Source organism: Acidianus sp. HS-5 (assembly GCF_021655615.1).
In the GTDB taxonomy this organism is placed as follows: Archaea; Thermoproteota; Thermoprotei_A; order Sulfolobales; family Sulfolobaceae; genus Acidianus.
This window is the reverse complement of sequence record NZ_AP025245.1, coordinates 1,627,518-1,642,081: the sequence shown is the minus strand read 5'-3', so window position 1 is coordinate 1,642,081 and position 14,564 is coordinate 1,627,518. Positions and strand designations below refer to the sequence as shown.

The 14,564-nt window shown below is 36.4% G+C and carries 16 protein-coding genes; 7 read left to right on the top strand and 9 right to left on the bottom strand.

The annotated features are described in order from the left end of the window. Positions 1-59: 59 nt before the first annotated feature. From HS5_RS08720 to HS5_RS08710, 3 genes are read right to left on the bottom strand one after another with little or no spacing between them, the layout of a single operon-like run. Entirely contained in the window at positions 60-500 is a 441-nt protein-coding gene (locus HS5_RS08720) for a hypothetical protein (RefSeq protein ID WP_236750993.1), read from the bottom strand. Between the two features lie 5 nt (positions 501-505). Further along, positions 506-2,179 carry an urease subunit alpha gene (gene ureC / locus HS5_RS08715; protein WP_236750991.1) on the bottom strand — a complete coding sequence of 558 codons (1,674 nt, stop codon included), beginning with the start codon at positions 2,177-2,179 and terminating at the stop codon, positions 506-508. After that, positions 2,176-2,829 (bottom strand): urease subunit gamma, encoded by a 654-nt coding sequence (locus HS5_RS08710; RefSeq protein ID WP_236750989.1) that lies wholly within the window; start codon positions 2,827-2,829, stop codon positions 2,176-2,178. The genes ureC and HS5_RS08710 overlap by 4 nt, the downstream gene beginning before the upstream one ends. 199 nt (positions 2,830-3,028) lie before the next feature. Here HS5_RS08710 and HS5_RS08705 point away from each other — a divergent pair, with 199 nt between their 5' ends. The 3 genes from HS5_RS08705 to HS5_RS08695 all read left to right on the top strand — a co-directional run bounded on the left by HS5_RS08705 (position 3,029) and on the right by HS5_RS08695 (position 6,263). After that, positions 3,029-3,691: a hypothetical protein gene (locus HS5_RS08705; protein WP_236750987.1), complete on the top strand. Its 663-nt coding sequence runs from the start codon at positions 3,029-3,031 to the stop codon at positions 3,689-3,691. 136 nt (positions 3,692-3,827) lie between these two features. Continuing rightward, complete coding sequence (locus tag HS5_RS08700; protein WP_236750985.1) at positions 3,828-5,006, top strand: MFS transporter; 1,179 nt, start codon at positions 3,828-3,830, stop codon at positions 5,004-5,006. An 18-nt stretch (positions 5,007-5,024) separates the two neighbouring features. Beyond that, a complete protein-coding gene (locus tag HS5_RS08695; protein WP_236750983.1) occupies positions 5,025-6,263 on the top strand; it encodes an amidohydrolase family protein in 1,239 nt (412 codons plus the stop codon). Here the strand turns inward: HS5_RS08695 and cpsA are convergent. Beyond that, entirely contained in the window at positions 6,250-7,431 is a 1,182-nt protein-coding gene (gene cpsA, locus HS5_RS08690; RefSeq protein WP_236750981.1) for a carboxypeptidase CpsA, read from the bottom strand. The genes HS5_RS08695 and cpsA overlap by 14 nt on opposite strands. Positions 7,432-7,614: 183 nt before the next feature. Between cpsA and HS5_RS08685 the strand changes: the two genes are divergently transcribed. Beyond that, positions 7,615-8,238, top strand: a complete 624-nt coding sequence (locus HS5_RS08685; RefSeq protein ID WP_236750979.1) for a type 1 glutamine amidotransferase — start codon at positions 7,615-7,617, stop codon at positions 8,236-8,238. Between the two features lie 17 nt (positions 8,239-8,255). Here HS5_RS08685 and HS5_RS08680 read toward each other — a convergent pair whose 3' ends face one another. The 3 genes from HS5_RS08680 to HS5_RS08670 form a co-directional block, all read right to left on the bottom strand. Next, entirely contained in the window at positions 8,256-8,645 is a 390-nt protein-coding gene (locus HS5_RS08680; RefSeq protein ID WP_236750977.1) for a type II toxin-antitoxin system VapC family toxin, read from the bottom strand. Continuing rightward, the gene (locus HS5_RS08675; RefSeq protein ID WP_236750975.1) at positions 8,632-8,901 is read right to left on the bottom strand and encodes an AbrB/MazE/SpoVT family DNA-binding domain-containing protein; all 270 of its coding nucleotides are present in this window, start codon (positions 8,899-8,901) and stop codon (positions 8,632-8,634) included. Before HS5_RS08675 ends, HS5_RS08680 begins: the two co-directional genes overlap by 14 nt. A gap of 199 nt (positions 8,902-9,100) precedes the next feature. Next, positions 9,101-9,502, bottom strand: a complete 402-nt coding sequence (locus HS5_RS08670; protein ID WP_236750973.1) for a type II toxin-antitoxin system VapC family toxin — start codon at positions 9,500-9,502, stop codon at positions 9,101-9,103. 710 nt (positions 9,503-10,212) lie between these two features. Between HS5_RS08670 and HS5_RS08665 the strand changes: the two genes are divergently transcribed. After that, entirely contained in the window at positions 10,213-11,394 is a 1,182-nt protein-coding gene (locus tag HS5_RS08665) for an MFS transporter (protein ID WP_236750972.1), read from the top strand. A gap of 5 nt (positions 11,395-11,399) precedes the next feature. Here HS5_RS08665 and HS5_RS08660 read toward each other — a convergent pair whose 3' ends face one another. Both HS5_RS08660 and HS5_RS08655 read right to left on the bottom strand, forming a co-directional pair. Continuing rightward, a complete protein-coding gene (locus HS5_RS08660) occupies positions 11,400-11,792 on the bottom strand; it encodes a PIN domain-containing protein (protein WP_236750971.1) in 393 nt (130 codons plus the stop codon). Continuing rightward, the gene (locus tag HS5_RS08655) at positions 11,785-11,997 is read right to left on the bottom strand and encodes a VapB-type antitoxin (RefSeq protein ID WP_236750970.1); all 213 of its coding nucleotides are present in this window, start codon (positions 11,995-11,997) and stop codon (positions 11,785-11,787) included. Before HS5_RS08655 ends, HS5_RS08660 begins: the two co-directional genes overlap by 8 nt. Positions 11,998-12,077: 80 nt before the next feature. Here HS5_RS08655 and HS5_RS08650 point away from each other — a divergent pair, with 80 nt between their 5' ends. Both HS5_RS08650 and HS5_RS08645 read left to right on the top strand, forming a co-directional pair. Further along, positions 12,078-13,118, top strand: coding sequence for a phospholipase D-like domain-containing protein (locus HS5_RS08650; protein WP_236750969.1), 1,041 nt, complete (start codon positions 12,078-12,080; stop codon positions 13,116-13,118). 193 nt (positions 13,119-13,311) lie between these two features. Then, a complete protein-coding gene (locus HS5_RS08645) occupies positions 13,312-14,562 on the top strand; it encodes an MFS transporter (RefSeq protein ID WP_236750968.1) in 1,251 nt (416 codons plus the stop codon). Positions 14,563-14,564: the final 2 nt, after the last annotated feature.

Below are 14,564 nucleotides of genomic sequence, written 5' to 3'. Positions count from 1 at the left end.
CAATTGCTGAAGAGTAATTGAATGAACCTACAGGGAAAGCGCTATCAAAGAATTGGAACTTAAAAATTTATCATCACCACCGTAGGTTCTAGGTTCGGTATGAATACTTCTCTTTTTGTATAAGGTTTATACTCTCTCAATTTTTGCAATAGTAAATCCTTACCCATTTCCGTAGAGATAGTCACTTCATTGTTTTTCAACATTACTCTCATGTGCATATTACCTATTTCAAATCCTAACTTAAATGCCTCAATTAGGTCATTTAAGGAGAAGGCTATTACTTCCTCCGGCTTCCTCTTTATCTTAACTAGTGTACCTTCGTCAGTTTCAAAAATATCTCCATCGTTTAAGCTTGTTCCCCTCAAATTGAGTATCATCTCCTTGCCGTCCTCAGTTATTATTTTACACCTCAACCTCTCAAAGCACTGCCTATCTGCATAAATTGTAGTAACTTTCTCAGCTTTGAAATCCTTCTCATTCCCAACTTTTCTAACCAGCATCATTTTCACCACATGAAGTAAAGCTGAGTTAAAGGTAAGCTCTTTGCAGGAGGAACTTTAGGAACTACTCCGTCAACTTTAACCTCATAAGTATCAGGGTCAACTTCTATCTTAGGTAATGCATTATTATACTTCATGTCCTTCTTTCCCAACTTCCTCGTATTCTTAACTGGCAAAACTCTCCTCCTCAGTATTTTTGAAGCCTCCTTTACTCCTTCCTGAGAAGTAAAGAAAAACGAAACCATTGGGGCTGAATAGTAGCCAAACATAGGTTTGTAAACTACAGGTTGAGCATAGGCAATTGATGCGTTAGTATCTCCCATTAAAGCCCAGGCTATTGCACCTCCCTTAATTATCATGTAAGGTTTTACTGGGAAGAATTTTGGATTCCAAAGCACCATATCTGCAATCCTACCGGGTAATAAGCTACCTACGTAATCTGAAATGCCATGAGTTATTGCAGGGTTAATGGTTATCTTCGATAAATACCTTAAAACTCTGAAATTATCTTCAATCTTTACTAGGTCAAGTTCCTTCATCTTGTGAGCTAACTGGAAAGTCCTAATTGCAGTCTCCCCAATCCTTCCCATTGCTTGGGAATCAGAGGACATCATGCTTATTGCCCCTAAGTCGTGTAAATAATCTTCAGCGGCCATTGTTTCTGCCCTTATCCTTGATTCTGCGTAAGCAACGTCTTCTGGAACCTTAGGATTTAAATGGTGCACTGCCATTAACATTTCCAAGTGCTCTTCATAAGTATGTACAGTATAAGGCTTTGTAGGATTTGTTGAAGAAGGCAAAACGTTAGGTTCCCCAGAAATCCTTATTATGTCTGGTGCATGTCCTCCTCCTGCTCCTTCGACGTGGTATGCGTGAATTGTCCTACCTCCAATTGCATTTAATGTATCTTCCAAGTAACCGCTCTCGTTTGAAGTGTCTGTATGTATAGTAACCTGCACGTCGTATTCATCCGCTACCGTCAAAGTCTCATCTATTACTCTAGGCATAGCTCCCCAGTCTTCATGTACTTTAAAACCGCACGCACCAGCAGTAATTGCATTTTCCATGGTTATCCTACTTGATGAACCTTTTCCTGTTAAACCGAAGTTCATTGGGAATTCGTCTAAAGCCTGCATCATCATTTTTAAATTCCAACTTCCCGGAGTTGCAGTTACAGCCTTAGTTCCTTCTGCAGGACCTGTTCCTCCACCTATTATTGTCGTAAAACCTGCTGAAAGTGCGTCAAATACTTGCTGAGGTGCAACCCAATGGACGTGAGCGTCTATGAAACCTGGAGTTGCAATTAATCCTTCTCCGGATATTATTTCAGTATTTGAGCCGACTACGAAATCTACTCCGTCCATTGTAAACGGATTTCCTGCGTGGCCTATTCCAACTATTATTCCATCTTTTATTCCTATATCAGCCTTTACTATACCTATCATTGGGTCTATTATTACCGCATTAGTTATAACTAAATCCATTGCATCTTCTTCTTTAGCCGTAGGAAGTAAACCTAAACCGTCCCTAGCAACTTTCCCTGCTCCAAATACTAATTCTTCTCCTTTTGTTATTAGATCCTTCTCTATTGTTACATAAAGGTTGGTGTCTGCAAGCCTTATTTTATCACCTTCAGTAGGACCATAAAGTTCAGCGTACCTTTCCCTTGAAATCTTCACATGAATCCCCTCTCCTTTGCTTTATTTATTGCTTCCTGCTTATTGTGGTCTAATGAGCCTTCTGTTAATCCATTTAATCCCGTAACTCTCCTATTTCCTCCCATTTTCCTTATTTTAACAATCTTGGTTTGTCCTGGCTCAAACCTTATTGCAGTGCCTGCTGGTATCGCTAGCCTATAACCGAATACCTTTTCCCTATCCATTTTTAAAGCCTTATTTACCTCAAATAAGTGGAAGTGGGAACTTACTTGTATAGGTCTATCTCCCGAGTTTGTAATTTCAATTTCTCTGTCCTCAGGAATTTCTATCTCTCCCGGTTTTATCTCAAAGGTTCTCATTGAAGATGAAGACTTTATAGGATTCCTAACTGTAACCAATTTAGTTCCGTCAGGAAAAGTTGCCTCAACTTGAACTATATCAAGCAAATCCGGAACTCCCTCCATTACGTCTTCTTCCTTAAGCAATTCTTGTGCTTCTTTTATTATCTCGCTCATGGGTTTTCCTTCTCTAGCGCTTTCCATGATGTAATCAACTATTATTGCCATTGCCTCTTCGTAATTCAGTTTTAACCCTTTAGCCTTCCTTCTTCTTGCTAACTCTGCTGCCCATGATATTAGGAGTTTTTCCTGTTCTCTTGGAGTAAGGAACATTTCCTATCTAGGAAAAAGTGGCTGAATCTTAATAAAAACTTTTTTATTTTTATCATTAAATACTGTTTATTTTATTTAAAAAAGCTCTATCAATTTTAAAGTATTAACAAACGGATGACAGCACTGAAGTTAAAAATTAAAAAGGTTTCAGCAAGGAACCTGTGCAATCCCTTAAAATCTGAAAATAGAAGAAATTCTTATGTTAGTCTTAGAAGGTAAAGTCCCTGAAAGGTGTATTATAGTTGAAGAGCCTGAGGTTGCTGAAATAGTTTCTTCATTCACTGACGTTAAGAAGGAAATTAGGAAAAGGGGGTATTTAATATACATAGGCGAAAGGAAGGGTAAGGAAGTAGTAATCTCAACTCACGGAGTAGGAGGTCCTTCGACTTCTCTCATTCTGAATGAGTTAATATCAAGCGGAGTTAAGATACTCATAAGGTACGGTACTGCAGGTTCTTTAAACGAGAGGATTAAAGTTGGTAGTTATTTTATTCCTATAGGAGTAACCCACCACGAGAAAAGTTCTCTATATCAAATGGTAAGGGGAGATATAGTTCCTGCATTATCTCCTGACTTAGAGTTGGCATATAAGCTTTACAATTTTCTTAAATCTCAAGGGCTTAAAGTTAATTACGGCACTCTGTTCCAGAGCGATGACTTTTATTCTGAAGAGCATTTAAAATTTGATGATGCTGTTGATATGGAAAGCGGTACTATTTTCCTTCTAAGTAAGATTCGCAGTATAAGGAGTTCTTCAGTCCTTATAATAGCAAATTATAGGGGAGGGGAATGGGTTAATTACGAGGAAATATATAAAAGGGATTCCGAGAAGGTTTTAGATTTTCTCATAAACTTTAATTAAATGAAAAACTCGTTAATGGTTTAAAAAATCAAAAACTTTTTTAATTATCTTCTACTTTTATGGTTAGAGAAATTGATACTTTTAAGCATGAAGGTGAGATATGTTTAAAAAACGTAAAGATCTTAACTAAATAATAATGAAGGAGTACATTCATGCTACAATATCTTCTACATTATCTTGGGCAGGTAATATTTACGATTTACTTCTAATTACTTACGTTTATTCTTACTTAATGTCGGCCTTCTCCTTAAATTATCTGGATATCTCAATATTATTCGCCTTAGGTTTAATAGGGAGAGTAATAGGAGGAATGATATTCGGGAAATACGCTGACGCAATAGGCAGGAAGCCTGTAATGATAATAGGGACCGGAGGTTATGCATTATTTCAAGGTTTAATGGCTTTCTCTCCTAACGCTATCTTACTGTTCTTGTTCAGAGGGCTTGAAGGATTATTCATGGGTGCAGCATGGACTGCAGGGATGGTTTTAGCTTATGAGAAAGCTCCAGTGAGTGTAAGAGGTTTTATTACTGGAATTTACCAAGCGGGTTACGGAATAGGTTATGCTTTGACAGGATTAACCTACTTTTTGTTTTTATCATCCCTAGCAAGTGATTGGAGGTTATTCCTCCTCACGGGTTCTTTACCCTTAGCTCTTCTCCCTTATATACAACTTAAGGTTGGAGAAAGCATTAAAAAGGCTGAAGTTGAGAAACCAAGATATAATGACTACCTTAACGTTCTTATTAAGGCAACTGCAGCAATGGGCGGAATGTTTATTGCATACTTTTCCGTTTTCGGTAATTATACTACCATTGCGTTAGACTATGCAAAGATGCCTCCATATTTTCTTGCAATCCTAATGCTTATAGCAAATCTTGTACTTGCAGGTTCCTTTGTAATTTTCGGAAAACTCGCTGATAAATTTGATAAGAGGAAGTTAATTTATGCAGGTGTTGCAGGTTTGCTTGTTTCCATTCCATTCTCTGTACCAATTTTCTCCTCCTTAATTAATACTTATATAATGTTTTTAGGAACTGTAGTTTTTGCGTTCTCAACGGGCTTCTGGCCTGTAATGCCATTACTTTTAGCAGACTCCGTGCCTATGAATGTTAGAGGATTCCTTTCTGGATTTTCATATAACATGGGAGGTTTAATGGGAGGCATAGCAGACATTATCCTTGGTGCAATTTCCTCAATTTACGGTTATGATGCGTTAACAAAAGCAATAGATGGTTTCGTGATATCAGCACTAGTGCTTGTATTCGTAAGCGTAATAACCTGGCCAAAGAGGAGGATTAGTGTTAAAAGTTAAATTTTCCTCTTCTCCCTCATGCTAATAAAGAATGCTAAGTTACTTGACGGGAGGATTGTAAATATAAAAATTGAAGGAGAGAAAATAACTTGCATTGGAAAGTGTACGGGTGACGATGTAATAGACGCTGAAAAGAAACTCGTAATTCCACCTTATTTTAACATGCATTTCCATTTAGATAGTGCATTTACTCAAGTTAAAAATAAGAGCGGTACTTTATGGGAGGGAATAAGGATATGGCAGGAAATTAGGAGTAAGCTTACTGAGGAGGAAGTTTATAGGAACGCTACTACTGCGGTAAAATTAATGGTAGCTTACGGTACTTTGTGGATAAGGACTCATGTCGACGTTACAGAAAAGTCTCTAAAACTTTTAAGGGCTATAAAGAGAGTTAAGGAAGATTTCAAAGAAATAGCTGACATTCAAATAACCGCTTTTCCTCAGGACGGAATTTACGCAGATAAAGGAAACGATGAAGTATTAAGGAAGGCAGTTGAGGAAGGTGCAGATAACGTAGGTTTAATTCCTCATAATGAAATAACTAGGGAAGACGGGGTTAAATCAATAAAGTTTGCATTTGAGGTGGCAAAGGAGTATAATAAAGACGTGGATGGGCATATAGATGAAACTGACGACCCAAATTCTAGATTCTTAGAAGTATTAGCTAGAGAAACCATAAACAATTCTTGGGAGTGGAGAGTAACTGCAGGTCACGTTACCGCAATGCACAGTTGGGATCCTGCTTATAGGTTTAGAATACTCCCTGTTGTTGCTAAGGCAGGAATTACAGTAGTACCTAACCCTCTGATAAATGCGGTACTCCAAGGAAGGCTTGAAGGTTATCCAAAGAGGAGGGGTAATGCTCCTATAAAGGAGATGATAAGCAGTGGAGTTAACGTAGCACTAGGTCACGATTGCATAATGGACCCTTGGTATCCTTTAGGTGCAGGGAACATGTTACAAGTGCTTTTCATGGCAATCCATTTAGACCAACTTACTGGAGACGAAATTTACAACTCTTTAGATTTAATTACATATAATTCAGCCAAAGCTTGGAGGCTTAAAGATTACGGTATAAAGGAAGGAGCTGAGGCAAATATTTTAATAACCGAGGCTGAAGACATGATAGATTTGCTCAGATTTATGGATCCTCCAAGGTTTGTTATAAGGAAGGGTAAGGTTATTGCAAAAAATGGTAAAATGATATTTTATAAAGGAAAGTGGGAGGAAGTGAAAAGAAAACCTATTTCTTATTAGTAAATTCTATTGCTAAGACTGCGTGAGCTAAAGCACCTAACTTTAGTACACTCTCATCCACGCAGAATTTAGAACTATGGTTTGGATAAATACAACCTAGTTTTTCACTCCTAGTCCCTAGGAAGAAGTAAGTACCCTTAGCCTTCTGCAAGAACCTTGAGAAGTCCTCTGCACCTAAGATAGGTTGAGTTTCCTCAACTTTCGAAATTTGGCTTAACAATTTCATAACCTCCTCAGTAGTTTCAGGATCATTAACCGTTGTAGGGTAAACGTCCTTCATGAACTCTATTTTACACTCTGCACCGTAAATTCCGCAAATAGACGATACAATCCTTTGCATATAATCTAAAGCCTTACTCCTTACTTTCTCGTCCAGGCTCCTTACAGTTCCTTCCATTACTGCGTCGTCAGGAATTATATTATCCTTAGTACCTGCGTGAATGGAAGTTATTGAGATAACGAAAGGTTGAACAGGATCTATTTGCCTAGCAGTTATTCCGTAAATTGCGTTAGCTATGAGGAGTGAAATATAGACGGGGTCTATAGTCTCATGCGGAGCAGACCCGTGACCTCCTTTACCGTGAACAACGATCTTAAACGCATCTGGAGTTGCCATTAAAGGTCCTTTCCTAGTTACGAAAACTCCTGCAGGGTAAGCTGAGGATATGTGTAACCCAAAAACGTAATCTACCCCGTCCATTACTCCTGCATCTATCATGGGCTTTGCTCCTCCTAATCCTCCGTCTTCTTCTGCAGGTTGGAAAATGAACCTAACTTCTCCCGAAATCATGTCAATGTTCTTTGCAAGTAGCATTGCAGCACCTAAAAGCATTGCAACGTGTGTATCGTGACCGCAAGCATGCATTACTCCATTTACTTTAGATTTATAAGGTAAGTCAGTCATTTCCTCAACTGGAAGTGCGTCCATGTCTGCCCTTAAAGCTACCACTTTTCCAGGCTTTGACGTCCTCAAGATACCGAGGACTGCAGTAGGTAATCCTACGCCTACTTTAACTTCTATTCCAAGGCTCTTCAGAGTTTCTGCAACAAGCTTTGCAGTATTGTACTCTTTGTAGGAAAGTTCGGGGTACTCGTGTATTTTCCTCCTTATTTCAATGATTCTATCCTCAATTTCTAGGGCATCCATTTTTAACTTTTCAAGATCCATAATAAGGTGTTAATTATAACATTAAAAAGCTTTAGAGAGAAGAATATAGCGTGAAAACAAATAAGACGCCTAAATTGACTGAAGAAGAGGCAGAAATTCTTAAGAAAATTGTAAATGAAGATAGAAAATGGAGAACAAGATACTAACTTGAAAGTTTAAATTCTTTCACTTACAGTTTATATCATGAAAGTTCTTGCAATATATCACCATCCAGTAGAAAGGTTGGGAAATTTAAAGATTAAAGCTGAGGAAAAGTTTGCTACCGAAATCGAAGGAAACGAGGACTTCGATGTGTTAATACTCATGGGAGGCCCAATGGGAGTTTATGAGAGCGATAAATATCCATTCATAAAAAAGGAGATTGAGCTCGTAAGGAATACATACGCTCAAGGTAAGAAAATCTTAGGAGTTTGCTTAGGTTCGCAAATAATCGCTGAAGCATTAGGAGGAAAGGTTATTAAAGGTCCTTATGGACAGGAAGTGGGAGTGCAAGAAGTTAGTTTACTTGACGAGTTTAAGAGTCTGTTTGGCAATGATAAGATTAAAGTATTTCAACTACACGGTGATACTTTTTCCTTACCTAGGGGAGCTAAGTTACTAGCTTACAGTGAAAAATACTTTCAAGCTTTCAGGATAGGTAAGGCTTTAGGAGTTCAGTTTCACGAGGAGGTTGATTCGTCAATTGTTAAGGAGTGGGTCGAAACTTATAATTTAGACTCATCGCTTGTTGACGAAGTTAGAAAAGTGGAGGAAGAACTAAAATTATACTCTTCAAAACTCTTGGATTTCTTATTACATGGAATGTGATTTTCTAACATAGTTAGTTATGTCAACCAAATTCTTTCAATTTCTTTTACTCTATCAAAATCCTTATCCTCACTTATAATTTTATTAATTGAATTATTTAGCATTACTGCAACGTGAAACGCGTCTGACGGTTTTAGATTATAATTTAACATTATGCTTTTTGCGGTTTCGTAATCTTCCTTCCGTATTGGAAGGATTAAAGAATTGGGTAAGACAATCTCATCCAGAAAATTTATTGTATCGTTAAAGTTTACGTTATATTTTTTCTTTGAAATGTAAATTACTTCATCTATAACTAATGAATCTATGGCTAGTTGATCTTCTTGTAATACTTTAATATAAAAATTTTCTATTTCTTTTACCCCTAGATTTAAGTAAATGATAAAGTTTGCGTCAAGAAATATCATCGAACTCCTCTTCAAGGCTTGAATTTGCTAGGTCTCCTAATTTTGCACTTTTTGCATAAGATGAAATTCTAGCATGATGTTCCTCTAGTCTTTTTAAAATTTCGCTGACGTTAATTTTTCTTTCAGGCTCAAGAATAATTTTACCATCATAAACGCTCAGGATAAGCCTGTCACCTTCTTTTATACCTAGGAGGTCTCTGATGTCCTTAGGAATAATTATGTAACCCTTCTTTCCAACTTCAATTCTTAGAGTCAAACTGGCTTCACTATAGTTAAGCTAGCTAAACTAATATTTAAACATAATAGACAGACATAAGGAACGAGAAGATTAAAGAACTTTCATGTGAAGCAGGATAACTTATTTTTAGTACGTTGTTCATATAGCGAATAAATTATTATACTCAAGTGAACTATACAACCTTTATTTTGACTAATAGTAACCTTTCACTGTAACTTTAATCCAAAGGAACTGTTATTGTTTCAATTTCTTTAGTTTTTTCTATATCATTATCAGTAGTAATAACTTTTCCTTTAACTTCCTTTGCAGTAGCTATAAGGTATGCATCAGCTAAGGATAAGTAAGCATATTTACTCTTTATTAATGCAGCATTTTCAGTTATCTTTTCATCAGGAGATACTATTATAATTGGAGAATTTCTAATATATCTGTGTCTAGCTAGTGCAATATCCTTCCCTTTCTTTGAAATATAGTGATAAAGGAATTCGGCAAGATTCACCTCACTCATATAGATTGTTGCATTGCCTATGTACATATCTTCAAAATATTTTTTAACCTCCTTCTTACCTGCAAATAATAAGGATAAAGGTCCTGCATCAAGAACGTATTTCTCTTTCAACTTCGTTCCTCCTTTCCTTTGTTATTTCCTTAGCAATTTCTACTGCATCATTTCCGTCAACGCCAAAAAGGTCTAAGAGCGTTGCTGGTTTCTCTATGCATATTTTATCTCCATTAACTACTAATTCTATTATAGTACCTTCTCTTATTCCAATTTTTCCATTATATCTTTAGGAATAACTATTATTCCCTTTTTATAAACTCTTGCTCTATGTTTTTCCATATTTTATTGTTATCTTGTAAGTATAAATGTTTAACCATACATAAGTTAATAGTTTAACCAAGCTAACTGCATGTAAAAATTATAAGAGGAATAATATTTATCAATACATAGTTTGAAAGATTCAATTAAGCTGAGGATTAATACAGTTTATTCATAATAGTTAAAGCTTTACTTATTATGCAATTATTGTGTTTACTACTTTCATTTTTCCCGCTTATATCTTTCTACTTTCTAAGAATGTTCTCATAGTAGGAGCTTTCATTAGTGTTGCTTACATTCTCGAACATTTAACAATTATTTCCTATTTTTAATATATACAAAACAATAGAAAATTTTAACACTTGTGACATTTTTGATAACCTGCTATAAACTAAATAAATGTCCAGTATAACATATATTAATGCTGTCAAATAGTTCTATAAATTACTTTTTATCTCTATACAGAGATTTAATAAAAGTTTTTTAAACTACATTTTTATTTTTTAAATATGCAAAAGTATATTCACGCAGTAACTTCATCAACTTTAGCCTGGGCAGGAAACATTTACGACTTAGTGTTAATAACATATGCTTACACTTTCCTAAATAAGATCCTAGGATTAAGTTATCTAGATTTAACTATAATATTCTCTCTTGGGCTGATAGGAAGGGTTGTAGGGGCAAGCATTTTCGGTAAGATGGCTGATACTAAAGGAAGAAAAATAGTAGCACTGGCAGGCACTGCAGGGTACTCTATATTTCAGATTTTATTCGCATTTTCAACTTCTTTTCCATTAATGTCTGTATTCAGGACAATTGAAGGAGTCTTTATGGGTGCCCAGTGGACTTCCGGTACAGTGCTAGCTATTGAACAGTCTCCTAAGCAGAAGTTACAGCTCGTAAACAGTGTAGTTCAATCAGGTTATGCTTTAGGTTATGCGCTTACCGGGGTTACTTTCATGTTAATGAGTAGTGATTTAACTTCTCTGGAAGGTTATAGAATTTTCATGCTAACCGGTTCATTGCCCCTCATCATAGTTCCTTACATTTACTTTAAAGTTACGGAGGATTTCAAACCTTCAGTTACTCAAATGAAAGTTAATGTTAAGGATTATTCACCTTATTTCATTAGGGCTTCACTAGCTATGAGCGGTATGTTTATCGCATATTTATCAGTTTTCAGTATTTATCCTGATTTCGCTAAGGCATCAGGGTTCCCTGATTATTACGTAGGACTTTTAATGGCTGTAGCTAATGGAGTCCAGGGAGTTTCTTACATTATTTTCGGTAGGCTTTCTTACATTGCAGGGGTCTTTAAATTAGTATACGTAGGAATTGCAGGGTTATTAGTCGCTTCATTCTTATCAATGCCAATAATTTCCTCTTTCAAGGATATTCCAATAATGAGTGCTGGCGTTTATCTTTATGCTTTTGCTGTAGGTTTTTGGCCTTTGATTTCTGGTATTGCTGCTAGTAGTGTCCCTCCAGAAGTTAGAGCGTTCCTAACGGGTTCTGCTTATAATATTGGTGCAGTTGCTGGTGGTGTAGTATCAGCTGTGATTGGTGGAATTATTGATGTTTTTGGAATGGCTTCATTACCTTACTTTGTTGACGGAATAGAATTCGCATCATTGGCAGTAGTTTTCATATCAATGTTTACTTGGCCTATGAAGATAGAGAATAGAGCTTGAAATCTTTAGATCATTATTACTTCTCTCATTCCTTCAAATATCTTATCTCCTGTTATAATTTTCGCGGAACACTTTCTGCTTATTGCTAAGAGTATAGAATCCGTTAGTGCAGGCTTGTTCTTTCCTTCCCTTTGAGATTTTGTATTCAGTTCTAGATAAGCTTTTCCTCCTTCTATACTTATTTCAGAATCTAAACACATAATTATGCTATTCTCTTCTATAAACTTTAGCCTCTCCTTAACTTCCTTTTCTCCAAATCCTTCCCTAATATATTTCCTAGCAATCTCTGCAAGAACTATGTCAGGGGTAATAATTTCACTCGCAGAGGAGAGCAGTTCCTTAACCTTCTTCCCCTTCTCGCTTCCTAAGAATAGTTCTATCCATGCATAACTATCCATCACGATCTTCAATTCTATCATCTCTAGTAAAAGGAGTTATCTTTTCTTTATCTATACCGAAGAATGTTTTCAATTTCTCTTCTCTATATAATCTTATCAAGTACTGTATTGCATCATCAATTGAAGATAAATTATTCTCCTCCTTAAGTTTCTTTAACATCTCAAGTGTAGACTCACTAACCTTTACGGTAACCTTATTTACCATATTCTACTTTCTACTTTCTACTTTAAAAGCCTTACATTGTATTAAGATAATAATTTAAGCTACTAATAGTAACCTTAAACATGAAACCTAAGACAACTATTATAATCCTAATCTTAATGCTACTTTCTCCTACTCCTCTTTTTAGTATGCATTCCTACTCTTCCTCACCGTCGTGGTATGTTAAAATTAAGACTTGTCAAGTTAGCATAATATTAGGTCCAGTCAATTCCACCGATATAATATCCTGCCTTTACAATGGGAAGTACGTTTATGCTGAGGTGTATGAGCTTACATGCTGTCAGATAGCCAATGCAATAATTAATGCAGTTAAGAAAGGTGGAGAAGCTTTTGTAGTACTTTCAGCAAACGTTTACGGTGGAATACCTTCTGATGAAGAGCAATTAGTATCAGAATTGAACTCCTCTGGAGTTCACGTTAAGTTCCTCTCTGGGTATCAATACGTTCACTCAAAGGCTTTCATCATAAACAACTGTACGGTAATTTTAGGGTCAATAAATCCAACTTACTACGGTATCCACAAGGATCACGGGATTGACTTAGATATTCGTAACTTCTCTATAGCCAGGGCTTTCGCTTGTATAATCCTTGACGACTATTACGGTAAGCCGGTAACTGTAAATTACCCTGGGATAGTAGTTTCTCCAATAAACAGCGAGTGTGAGCTTTCCAATATACTTTCACAGCCCGGGCATTTATACATAGCAATGGAGGAGCTTTACCCATCTAGTGGGTTTTACCCAACAATAGAAGGTCATGAGAGGACTATAGTGACTTCAACTTATAGCGAAGATAATTGCGCAAAGAGTCAGCTAGGTGCTGTAGAAATTCCTGACATGACTGCAAAGGTAATAGTTGTAGGAAACTACGTTTATATAGGGAGTGTAAACCTTGATTATACTTCAATACACTGTAATAGAGAATTAGGGATAGTGATCTGCAATCCTACAATTGCTCGCGAGCTTTCTTCCCTGATAAGCAACTGGGCAGGAGGTAAAGTAGAGGGAGGGAATCCTCTTGCATTGCTTAGTAATCCAAGGTTCCTACTGCTAATAATTATAGTATTAGCTATAGTTGCACTGTACTTTAAAAAGCATCACTGATGCCTTTTTCTTAAAAACGTTAATTATCAAATATTTCTTTTTCCCATGATAATTCATAACCGCTAGGGAAGATATTTATCGATGTAAAAATTTTCTCTGGATTTTTTACACTGTGTAAAAGCAGATATAAGGTTAAATGTAGTCGATAACATTACAATAAGTCTTTTAAATAACATTGTAAGTTTAAAGTCGAATGATAAAAGCTAGCACAAAGTGGATGTATCTCGTAATACCATTTAACATGGTCATTGGACCTATTTCAACTCTAGTTACTTTACAAATCCTAACCCTTGGAGGTAATGCAATAGACGTAGCTTACGTAATTTCACTCGGTAATGCGGTTCTAATACCAGCTTCCATCATATGGGGATTTTTAGCAGATAGAATGGATAGGAAAAAGCAGATACTCACAAGCTTTGTAGGTACTGCAATACCTCTCCTTCTTATGCCTTTCTTTAATTCCATCTCTTTCTTAGCTTTAAATTACTCCTTGTTAGTTTTTATGAGTACTGCATCAACGACCCCTTTCAACATGTTAGTCATGGAGTCTGCAGAGAAAAAACACTGGGGTTCCCTATTCTCAAAATTCTCCTTCTTCTCCTCCATTGGTATGCTCCTAGGTTTACTTTCCTCAACTTTTCTAGTGGTATTTTTGAAGATTTACGAGGTTGAGGAAATTCTAGGTATTCTAACTTTAGGTACGTTAATAGCCGGTGTAAAGCTACTTCCTAAGCCCGTAATAACTTTTGAAAGGACTGCAATGCTTCAACACAAGGAGTCCTTCTTCGTAAGGATAAAGCACCTCCCATTGATTTTCCTCCATTTGCCTAACATTCACAGTTTTAAAATGTTCTCGCTCAATAGGCTTACTAAGAAGCCAATAAACTACGTACCTCTCCTTTACCTAGGGTTAGTTGTTTTTTATATAAGTAGTGGAGTATTTAATACTGTTTATCCTGCAGGACTTTACGTTAAAGGGTTAGAGAAGTCTGAAGTACTTATGGTAATAACTGTAGGAATGATATTCCAAATATTAGGATTTAGAATTTCCTCAAGACTCCTAGAGGGCGGTGCAGAAAGTAAGGTTGCACACTTTTCCCTCATATTGAGAGGGTCATCCTATGTAGCGCTAGGAGTATTCGCGTATTTCTTCTTAGGTTATCCTATATTGATCTCCGGTCTAGTTTTTTATCCCATTGCAGCAGGAATAGCTTATTCCTTCTTTTCTTCTTCATCAACCACAATGATTTTCAAGATAGTTGGAGAGAGACAACAAGGTAAAGGTTTAGGAGTTTACAGCACTGTAGTTGGTATTTCGCTCTTTTTAGGCTCACTGATTTCAGGTTACATTACTCACTATCTAAGCTACGGAATAGACTTCGTAATTGCTGGAATACTCTTGCTAGCGGATTCCTTTATATTCCGTTATTTAGAGGAAGGATAAGT